Annotated in this window: 6 protein-coding genes; 5 read left to right on the top strand and 1 reads right to left on the bottom strand. The window is 70.9% G+C overall.

All coding sequences use genetic code 11. From position 1 onward, the window contains the following. Positions 1 to 7 precede the first annotated feature (7 nt). The 3 genes from nuoL to nuoN are packed head-to-tail and all read left to right on the top strand — an operon-like array spanning position 8 to position 5,195. A complete protein-coding gene (nuoL, locus tag BLW86_RS15665; protein WP_093874611.1) occupies positions 8 to 1,945 on the top strand; it encodes an NADH-quinone oxidoreductase subunit L in 1,938 nt (645 codons plus the stop codon). A gap of 5 nt (positions 1,946 to 1,950) precedes the next feature. Beyond that, positions 1,951 to 3,549, top strand: coding sequence for an NADH-quinone oxidoreductase subunit M (locus BLW86_RS15660; protein ID WP_093874610.1), 1,599 nt, complete (start codon positions 1,951 to 1,953; stop codon positions 3,547 to 3,549). After that, positions 3,546 to 5,195, top strand: a complete 1,650-nt coding sequence (gene nuoN / locus BLW86_RS15655; protein WP_093874609.1) for an NADH-quinone oxidoreductase subunit NuoN — start codon at positions 3,546 to 3,548, stop codon at positions 5,193 to 5,195. Before BLW86_RS15660 ends, nuoN begins: the two co-directional genes overlap by 4 nt. 65 nt (positions 5,196 to 5,260) lie before the next feature. Here nuoN and fahA read toward each other — a convergent pair whose 3' ends face one another. Continuing rightward, positions 5,261 to 6,487 carry a fumarylacetoacetase gene (fahA, locus tag BLW86_RS15650; protein WP_093874608.1) on the bottom strand — a complete coding sequence of 409 codons (1,227 nt, stop codon included), beginning with the start codon at positions 6,485 to 6,487 and terminating at the stop codon, positions 5,261 to 5,263. A 295-nt stretch (positions 6,488 to 6,782) separates the two neighbouring features. Here fahA and BLW86_RS15645 point away from each other — a divergent pair, with 295 nt between their 5' ends. Together BLW86_RS15645 and BLW86_RS15640 are read left to right on the top strand one after the other, a co-directional pair. Beyond that, a complete protein-coding gene (locus BLW86_RS15645) occupies positions 6,783 to 8,108 on the top strand; it encodes a hypothetical protein (protein WP_093874607.1) in 1,326 nt (441 codons plus the stop codon). Positions 8,109 to 8,402: 294 nt separating this feature from the next. Next, on the top strand, positions 8,403 to 9,413 hold the full coding sequence (locus BLW86_RS15640; RefSeq protein ID WP_093874606.1) for a polyprenyl synthetase family protein: 1,011 nt from the start codon (positions 8,403 to 8,405) through the stop codon (positions 9,411 to 9,413). Positions 9,414 to 9,518: the final 105 nt, after the last annotated feature.

The raw sequence follows: 9,518 nt of genomic DNA, 5'->3' as shown, positions 1-9,518 counted from the left end.
GCTGAACGTGGAAAATCTCATTGCGCTGCTCATCGGGGCGCCCCTGCTCGGCGCGGCGGTGCTGCTCCTCGGCGGGCGGCGGCTCGACAAGTCCGGGCACTGGCTCGGCACGCTGCTCGCGGCCGTCTCCTTCGTGATCGGCCTGGCGCTCTTCGCCGACATGCTCGGCAAGGGCGCCGAGGACCGGGCCCTGCACCAGCGGCTCTTCACCTGGATCCCCGTCGAGGGCTTCCAGGCGGACATGGCCTTCCAGCTCGACCAGCTGTCGATGACCTTCGTCCTGCTGATCACCGGGGTCGGCACGCTCATCCACGTCTACTCCATCGGATACATGGAGCACGACGAGCGCCGCCGCCGGTTCTTCGGCTACCTCAACCTGTTCGTCGCGGCGATGCTCCTGCTCGTCCTCGCCGACAACTACCTGCTGCTGTACTTCGGCTGGGAGGGCGTCGGCCTCGCCTCGTACCTCCTGATCGGCTTCTGGCAGCACAAGCCCACGGCGGCCACCGCCGCGAAGAAGGCCTTCCTGGTCAACCGGGTCGGCGACATGGGCCTCTCCATCGCCATCATGATCATGTTCACCACCTTCGGCACCTTCGCCTTCGGGCCGGTGCTCGGGGCGACGGACCAGACGGGCGAGGGGAAGCTCACCGCCATCGGCCTGATGCTGCTCCTCGCCGCCTGCGGCAAGTCGGCCCAGGTGCCGCTGCAGTCCTGGCTCGGGGACGCGATGGAGGGCCCGACCCCGGTCTCGGCCCTCATCCACGCGGCCACGATGGTGACCGCCGGTGTCTATCTGATCGTCCGCTCCGCCGACATCTTCAACGCGGCGCCGGACGCGCAGCTCGTCGTCACCGTGGTCGGCGCCGTCACGCTCCTCTTCGGTGCGATCGTCGGTTGCGCCAAGGACGACATCAAGAAGGCCCTCGCCGGTTCGACGATGTCGCAGATCGGATACATGATCCTGGCGGCCGGCCTCGGCCCCATCGGCTACGTCTTCGCGATCATGCACCTGGTGACGCACGGCTTCTTCAAGGCCGGGCTGTTCCTCGGCGCCGGTTCGGTCATGCACGGCATGAACGACGAGGTCGACATGCGGAAGTACGGCGGCCTGCGGAAGTACATGCCGGTCACCTTCGTCACCTTCGGCCTCGGCTACCTCGCGATCATCGGCTTCCCCGGCCTGTCCGGCTTCTTCTCCAAGGACAAGATCATCGAGGCGGCCTTCGCCAAGGGCGGCACCGAGGGCTGGATCCTCGGCGCGGTCACCCTGCTCGGCGCCGCCATCACCGCGTACTACATGACCCGCGTGATGCTGATGACCTTCTTCGGCGAGAAGCGCTGGCAGCCGGCGCCGGACGCCGACCAGGCGCCCAGCGCCGAGCCGGCCGCCGAGCACGCGGCGGGCGCCATGCCCCACCCGCACGAGTCGCCCAAGTCCATGGTCATCCCGATGGTCCTGCTGGCCGTCGGCTCGGTCGCCGCGGGCGCCGTCTTCGAGTTCGCCGGATTCGTCGAGTGGCTGGAGCCGGTCACCGGCTTCGAGCACGGCCATTCGCCGGTCAGCGCCGCCGCCGTCACCGCCGCCACCGTCGCCGTCATGGTGATCGGCGTCGGCCTCGCGTACCTCCAGTACGGCCGCCGGCCCGTCCCGGTGGTCGCCCCGCGCGGCTCGCTCCTCACCCGGGCCGCCCGCCGCGACCTGCTCCAGGACGACTTCAACCACGCCGTCTTCGTCACCGGCGGCACGCACCTGACCCGCTCGCTGGTCTACGTCGACCACAGCCTGGTCGACGGCGTCGTCAACGGCACCGCGGCCGCCGTCGGAGGACTCTCCGGCCGGCTGCGCAAGCTCCAGAACGGCTACGCCCGCACGTACGCGGTCTCCATGTTCGGAGGTACGGCGGTGCTGATCGCCGCGACCCTGCTGATGAGGGCGGTGTGACTCCCATGTCCCAAGTGGTCAACGCGGGCTTCCCGCTCCTCACGGCGACGGCGCTGCTGCCGGCGGCCGGCGCGGTCCTCACCGCCGCCGTCCCCGCCGCCCGCCGCACCGCCGCCAAGTGGCTGGCACTGCTCGTCTCGCTCGCCACCCTCGTGCTCGCCGCCGTCGTCTTCGCGCGCTTCGAGCCCGGCGGCGATCGGTACCAGCTGATCGAGTCGCACTCCTGGATCAAGGACTTCGGCGTCCGGTACGAACTCGGCGTCGACGGCATCGGCGTGGCGCTCATCGCGCTCACCGCCCTGCTGATCCCCTTCGTGATCCTGGCCGGCTGGCACGACGCCGACCCCCTGGAGACCTCCTCGAAGAGGTGGCGGCCGACGCAGGGCTTCTTCGCCCTGATCCTCATGGTCGAGGCGATGGTGATCCTCTCCTTCGAGGCCACCGACGTCTTCCTCTTCTACATCCTGTTCGAAGCCATGCTCATCCCGATGTACTTCCTCATCGGCGGCTTCGGCGACCGCGCCCACAGCGGCTCCGACGAGAACGCGGCGGCCCAGCGCTCGTACGCGGCGGTCAAGTTCCTCCTCTACAACCTCGTCGGCGGCCTGATCATGCTGGCCGCCGTCATCGGGCTCTACGTGGTCGCGGGGAACTTCTCGCTCACCGAGATCACCGAGGCCCGGGCCAACGGCTCGCTCGACATGGCGACCACCACCGAGCGGCTGCTCTTCCTCGGCTTCTTCTTCGCCTTCGCCGTGAAGGCGCCGCTCTGGCCGCTGCACACCTGGCTGCCGAACGCGATGGGGGAGGCCACCGCCCCGGTCGCCGTCCTCATCACCGCCGTCGTCGACAAGGTCGGCACCTTCGCGATGCTCCGCTTCTGCCTCGGGCTCTTCCCCGAGGCGTCGAAGTGGGCCACGCCCGCGATCGTCGTCCTCGCCCTGATCAGCATCGTGTACGGCGCGCTGCTCGCGGTCGGCCAGCGGGACATCAAGCGCCTGGTCGCCTACGCCTCGATCTCGCACTTCGGCTTCATCATCCTGGGCATCTTCGCGATGACCAGCCAGGGCCAGTCCGGCGCCACGCTCTACATGGTCAACCACGGCATCTCCACGGCCGCGCTCATGCTCGTCGCCGGCTTCCTGATCTCCCGGCGCGGCTCGCGGCTCATCGCCGACTACGGCGGTGTGCAGAAGGTCGCCCCGGTGCTCGCCGGCACCTTCCTGATCGGCGGCCTCGCGACCCTGTCGCTGCCCGGACTCGCCCCGTTCGTCAGCGAGTTCCTGGTACTGGTCGGCACGTTCGCCCGGTACCCGGTGGCCGGGATCATCGCCACCACCGGCATCGTCCTCGCCGCGCTCTACACCCTCGTCCTGTACCAGCGGACGATGACCGGGCCGGTGAAGGAGGAGGTCCGGGCGCTGCCCGACCTGCGGGCGCGCGAACTGGCCGTGGTCGTCCCGCTGATCGCCGTCCTGATCTTCCTCGGCGTCTTCCCGAAGCCGCTGACGGACGTCGTCAACCCGGCCGTGCAGTACACCATGTCCGACGTCCAGCAGAAGGACCCCCAGCCCCAGATTCAGAACGTGGAGGCGGCCAAGTGAGTTCCATGGCTGTCCACAGCTTGTGGACGACAGCTGCCGAGCCGCTGGACAAGATTCCGGCGCCCCACATCGAGTACACGCAGCTCTCACCCGTGCTCATCGTGCTCGGCGCCGCGATCGTCAGCGTCCTCGTCGAGGCCTTCGTGCCCCGCAAGGCCCGCTACCACAGCCAGGTCTTCCTGTCCGTCCTCGCGCTCGTCGCCGCCTTCGCCGCGATCGTCGGCCTGGCGGCGGGCGGTTACGGCTCCACCAAGGCCCACATCGCGGCCATGGGAGCCGTCGCCGTCGACGGACCCGCCCTCTTCCTCCAGGGCACCATCCTCCTCGCCTCCGTCGTGGCGGTCTTCACCTTCGCCGAGCGCAGGCTCGACCCGGCCGACCACGGCCACAAGGTCGACTCCTTCGCCGCCGAGGCCGCCGCCGTCCCCGGCAGCGACCAGGAGAAGGCCGCCGTCAAGGCCGGGTTCACCACCACCGAGGTCTTCCCGCTCGCGCTCTTCGCGATCTCCGGCATGCTGGTCTTCCCCGCCGCCAACGACCTCCTGACGCTCTTCGTCGCCCTGGAGGTCTTCTCCCTCCCGCTGTACCTGCTCTGCGCCGTCGCCCGCCGCAAGCGGCTGATGTCGCAGGAGGCGGCCGTCAAGTACTTCCTGCTCGGCGCCTTCTCCTCGGCCTTCCTGCTCTTCGGGATCGCCCTGCTCTACGGCTACGCGGGCTCCGTCTCGTACGCCACCATCGCCCGCGTCGTCGACGGCTCCATCGGCGCCGTCGACCCGGCGCTCGCCGACACCATGGGCAACGACGCGCTGCTGCTCATCGGCTTCGCCATGGTCCTCGTGGGGCTCCTCTTCAAGGTCGGCGCCGTGCCGTTCCACATGTGGACCCCGGACGTCTACCAGGGCGCCCCGACACCGGTCACCGGCTTCATGGCCGCCGCGACCAAGGTCGCCGCGTTCGGCGCGCTGCTCCGCCTGCTGTACGTGGTGCTCCCGGGCCTCACCTGGGACTGGCGCCCGGTCATGTGGGGCGTCGCCATCGTCACCATGCTGGGCGGTGCGATCGTCGCCATCACCCAGACCGACATCAAGCGGCTCCTGGCGTACTCGTCGATCGCGCACGCGGGCTTCCTGCTCGCGGGTGTCATCGCCGCGACCCCGAGCGGGATCTCGTCCGTCCTCTTCTACCTGGGGGCGTACTCCTTCGTGACGATCGGCGCGTTCGCCGTCGTCACCCTGGTCCGGGACGCGGGCGGCGAGGCCACCCACCTGTCCAAGTGGGCCGGGCTCGGGCGCCGTTCGCCGCTCGTCGCGGCGGTCTTCGCGGTCTTCCTGCTCGCCTTCGCCGGCATCCCGCTGACCTCCGGCTTCTCCGGAAAGTTCGCGGTCTTCAAGGCGGCGGCGGACGGCGGCGCGGGCGCCCTCGTCGTGGTCGGTGTGATCTCCTCGGCGATCGCCGCGTTCTTCTACATCCGGGTCATCGTGCTCATGTTCTTCAGCGAGCCGAAGGCGGACGGCCCCACGGTCGCCGTGCCCTCGGCCCTGACGAGCATCACGATCACGGCGGGCGTCGCGGTCACCCTGGCCCTCGGCCTCGCCCCGCAGTACTTCCTGGACCTGGCGAACCAGGCGAGCACGTTCGTCCGGTAGCCCGGCCGGTACGCGCGAAGGGCCCGGCTCGGGGGCGAGCCGGGCCCTTCGCGTGGGTATGGAGGTCAGGCCGAGGGGACGATCCGGCCGCGGACCTCGCCGAGGGCCACCCGGGTGCCGTCCGGGCCCGGCGCCCAGGCCGTGAGGACGACCTCGTCGCCGTCCTCCAGGAACGTCCGCTTGCCGCCCGGCAGTTCGAGGGCGTCGCGGCCGTTCCAGGTGAGCTCCAGGAGCGAGCCGCGCTGGTTCACCTCGGGCCCGGAGACCGTGCCGGAGCCGTACAGGTCGCCGGTGCGGAGCGAGGCGCCGTTCACCGTCATGTGGGCGAGCTGCTGGGCCGCCGTCCAGTACATGGAGGAGAACGGCGGCTCGGCCACCACCTCGCCGTTGATCTCCACCGAGATCCGCAGGTCGAAGCCGCCCGGCTCCTCCTCGGCCGCGTCGTCCAGGTAGGGCAGAAGGGGGAAGTCGCGCGCGGGCGGGGCCGTCCGGGCGGCGTCCAGGGCCTCCAGGGGCGTCACCCACGCCGACACCGAGGTCTGGAACGACTTGCCGAGGAACGGGCCCAGCGGCACGTACTCCCAGGCCTGCACGTCCCGCGCCGACCAGTCGTTGAGCAGCGTCAGACCGAAGACGTGCTCCCGGAAGTCGGAGAGCGGGACGGGCCGGCCGAGCTCGGACGGGGTGCCGACCAGGAAGCCGACCTCCGCCTCGATGTCCAGCTTCACCGACGGGCCGAAGACCGGCGCCGGGTCCGACGGGGCCTTGCGCTGCCCGGAGGGGCGTACGACATCGGTGCCGGAGACCACGACCGTTCCCGCGCGACCGTGGTAACCGATCGGCAGGTGCTTCCAGTTGGGGGTGAGCGCGTCGCCGTCCGGGCGGAAGATGCGGCCCACGTTCGTCGCGTGGTGCTCGCTCGCGTAGAAGTCGACGTAGTCCGCGACCTCGTACGGCAGGTGGAGCGTCACCGCGTCCAGCGGGTGCAGCAGCGGCTCGATGTCCGCCCGGTGCGCGGGCACCGTCACCCAGGCCGTCAGCGCCCGGCGGACGTCGCGCCAGGCGGTCCGCCCGGCCGCGAGCAGCGGGTTGAGGCTGGGCTGTGCGAGCAGCGCCGCGTACGGGGAGCCGAGCGCGTACGCCGCGGCACCCGCGTCCAGGACGTGCCCGCCGATGCGGACGCCGAGCCGGCGCCGCCCGGGCTCGTCGGCGGTGGAGAAGACGCCGTACGGGAGGTTGTGCGGGCCGAAGGGGTCGCCCTCGGCCAGATCGAGCGGGCTGTGCTCGGACATCGGTGCGTGCCTCGCTTTCCACGTGTGTGGGGGACACGTTACGGGGCGGGCCGCCGGGCGCTGATGACATGGATCACACAGAAAGTGCGGCCTCCGTGGGCAACTGCCCGCATTCGCGCGGTTTGTGTCCCCGGTGCCCCCGGAACGCCTCTACGAGCTGCGGAAACAGGGCTCCCCGCGACCCCCTCCCCGCCCTACGATCGTGCCGGGTGCCGCGCCGCGTGAGGTAGCCGCTGGCGCGCGCCCGCCACCATTCTTCGCAGTCTTTCTCTCTGACCAGGAAAAGGTCCACAACGTGAAGATCCGCCGCATCCTGGCGACCGCCGTGGCCGCCGCCGTGACCACCCCGGTCGTGTTCCTCTCGGCCGCGCCGGCGTTCGCCGACACCAAGCCGTCCACGTCGACGCAGAAGCCCGCCTCGGGCGAGGAGGACCCCGAGGAGGACATGCCGTCGATCGAGGAGCTCAAGGCCGCCGTCGCGCTCGCGCAGAAGGAGTACGACGAGGCCGTCGCCGACCTCGGCAAGGCCACGGAGGACCTCAAGGCCCTCGACAAGGACGACAACCCGCTCGTGGTCGCCGTCGCCGAAGCCAAGAAGGCCGCCGACGAGGCCGCCGCCGCCAAGACGGCCGCCGACGAGGCGCTCGCCCAGGCGGAGCAGGCCGTGAAGGACCTGCCCGTCGACGCGACCGAGGAGCAGAAGGCGGCCGCCGCCGCTGCCGTCACCGCCGCGAAGACCGTCGCCGACGAGGCGGCCGGCAAGAAGACCGCCGCCGACGCGAAGCTGACGGAGGCCACGGCCGCCCTCACCACCGCCAAGGGCGCCGCCGAGCGCGTGCTCAAGCTTGCCGAGAAGGTGAAGAAGGCCGCCGAGGAGAAGCTCGCCGAGGCCAAGGAGGAGCTGGAGTTCGCCGAGTCGATCGAGGGGGAGTGCGCCGACGAGGCCCCCCTCAAGGTCGCGCTGACCGGTCCCAAGAAGGTCACGGCCGGCAAGAGCACCGCCTTCTCGCTGCGCGTCACCAACGACACGGGCCGGACCCTGGACGCGGTCGAGGCCTACGTCAACGCCCTGCGGGCCCCCGAGCCCGACGAGGTCATCGACGAGGACACGGACCTGACCGACCGCCTCATCACCGTCGAGTGGTTCTCCGCCGGCGACCAGGAGTGGAAGTCCTTCGGCGAGGATCTCGACGCCATCGAGATCGGCAAGCTCGCCAAGGGCGGTCACGCCGACGTGAAGCTGCGCCTCACCGTCGACGCGGACGCCCCGGCCGGCAAGGGCATGGCCTTCGCCTTCAGCGCGTACGAGAACAACGACGGCAGCTGCGGCACCGGCGACGACTTCTCGACCCTGGACTTCGAGATCCTCGCCGCCGACAAGGGCGACAAGCCGAAGCCGAAGCCGACGGACACGCCGACCCCGGCGCCGACCGTCACCACCGGCGGCAACACGAACACCACCCAGCAGGGCGGATCGTCCGCCACCCCCGTGAACGGCACCCTCGCCGCCACCGGTGCGAACGACACCCTGCCGCTCGGCTTCGCCGCCGCCGGGGCCGTCGTCCTGGGCGCCGGCGCGCTGGTCGTCGCCCGCCGCCGCAAGGCCGGCGCCGACGCGTAGGACCGCCCGGGATCCCTCGCACGGCCGCGTTCGGGCCGCCGTGCGAGGGATTCGCCGTCCCGGGGCGCCGCTCGCCGTTCGTATCGCCGCCGCTCGCCGTTCGGGACAAAGTGGCCACTTCCGGCCGTATGAGCTGATCGCGAACATACCGGGGGTGACGGGAAGGCGCCCACGGTGATCGAAACGTGACCGGATACGCTGGCTTGAGTGAATGGACCGACACATCGACAATCCGAATGAGCGGTGTGCGGTCCGGACAGCGTCAGTAGGCGTCAGCAGACAGGAGACCCCCTCGTGACCGTCGTCGGGCCGTTCGGTCTTAGCGTGCGGGACCAGGCTCTTGAGGCCGATGTCCAGACCGGTTTGGCGGCTGTGGAGGCGGGCCTCCTGGACGCCACCAAGAGCGATGTCCCCTTCATCACGGAGGCCGCGCAGCACCTCGTCCTGGCCGGGGGGAAGCGGTTCCGCCCCCTGCTCGTGATGCTCGCCGCCCAGTTCGGCGACCCCTACGCGCCGGGCGTCGTGCCCTCCGCCGTGGTCGTCGAGCTCACCCATCTGGCCACGCTCTACCACGACGACGTCATGGACGAGGCCGACGTCCGGCGCGGCGTCGACAGCGCCAACACCCGCTGGGGCAACTCGATCGCCGTCCTCACGGGTGACTTCCTCTTCGCCCGCGCCTCGCACACGCTCGCGGACCTCGGCCCCGAGGCCGTACGCATCCAGTCCGAGGCGTTCGAACGGCTCGTGACCGGCCAGATCCTGGAGACGGCCGGCCCGATGGACGGCCGCGACCCCGTCGAGCACTACCTCGACGTCCTCGGCGGCAAGACCGGCTCCCTCGTCGCCGTCTCCTGCCGCTTCGGCGCCATGATGTCCGGTGCCGACGAGAGCGTCGTCGACACCCTCACCCAGTACGGCGAGCGGCTCGGCGTCGCCTTCCAGCTCGCCGACGACGTCCTCGACATCGCCTCCGACTCCCACGAGTCCGGCAAGACCCCCGGCACCGACCTCCGCGAGGGCATCCCGACCCTCCCCGTCCTCCACCTGCGGGCCGCCGCGGCCGCCCACGGGCGCCCGGAGGACCTGGAGCTCGTCGCCCTGATCGACGGCGACCTCAGCGACGACGAGCGGCACGCCGAGGCCCTGCGCCGGCTGCGCGCCCACCCCGCCCTGGAGCAGGCCCGCCGGGACACCGTGCGGTACGCCGAGGAGGCGCGCGCCATGCTCGCGCCGCTGCCCGACGGGTACGCGAAGGCGGCCCTGGCGGAGATGTGCGACGCCGTGGTCCACCGCGCGGGGTAGGGCTTCTCGGGGTCGGGTCATCCCGAAGCAGTACGTGAGGTTGATCCCGGGGTCTGACGATTCCGGGCCTCCGAGTTGGTGAGATGGTCACATCGACAACGGAGG

The organism is Streptomyces sp. TLI_105, assembly GCF_900105415.1.
GTDB lineage: Bacteria > Actinomycetota > Actinomycetes > Streptomycetales > Streptomycetaceae > Streptomyces.
This window is presented reverse-complemented; position numbering and strand designations above follow the sequence as displayed.

Coding starts and splice junctions, on each gene's coding strand:
- fahA (WP_093874608.1), bottom strand. CDS start 6,487: ATGTCCGAGCACAGCCCGCTCGATCTGGCCGAGGGCGACCCCTTCGGC.
- BLW86_RS15660 (WP_093874610.1), top strand. CDS start 1,951: ATGTCCCAAGTGGTCAACGCGGGCTTCCCGCTCCTCACGGCGACGGCG.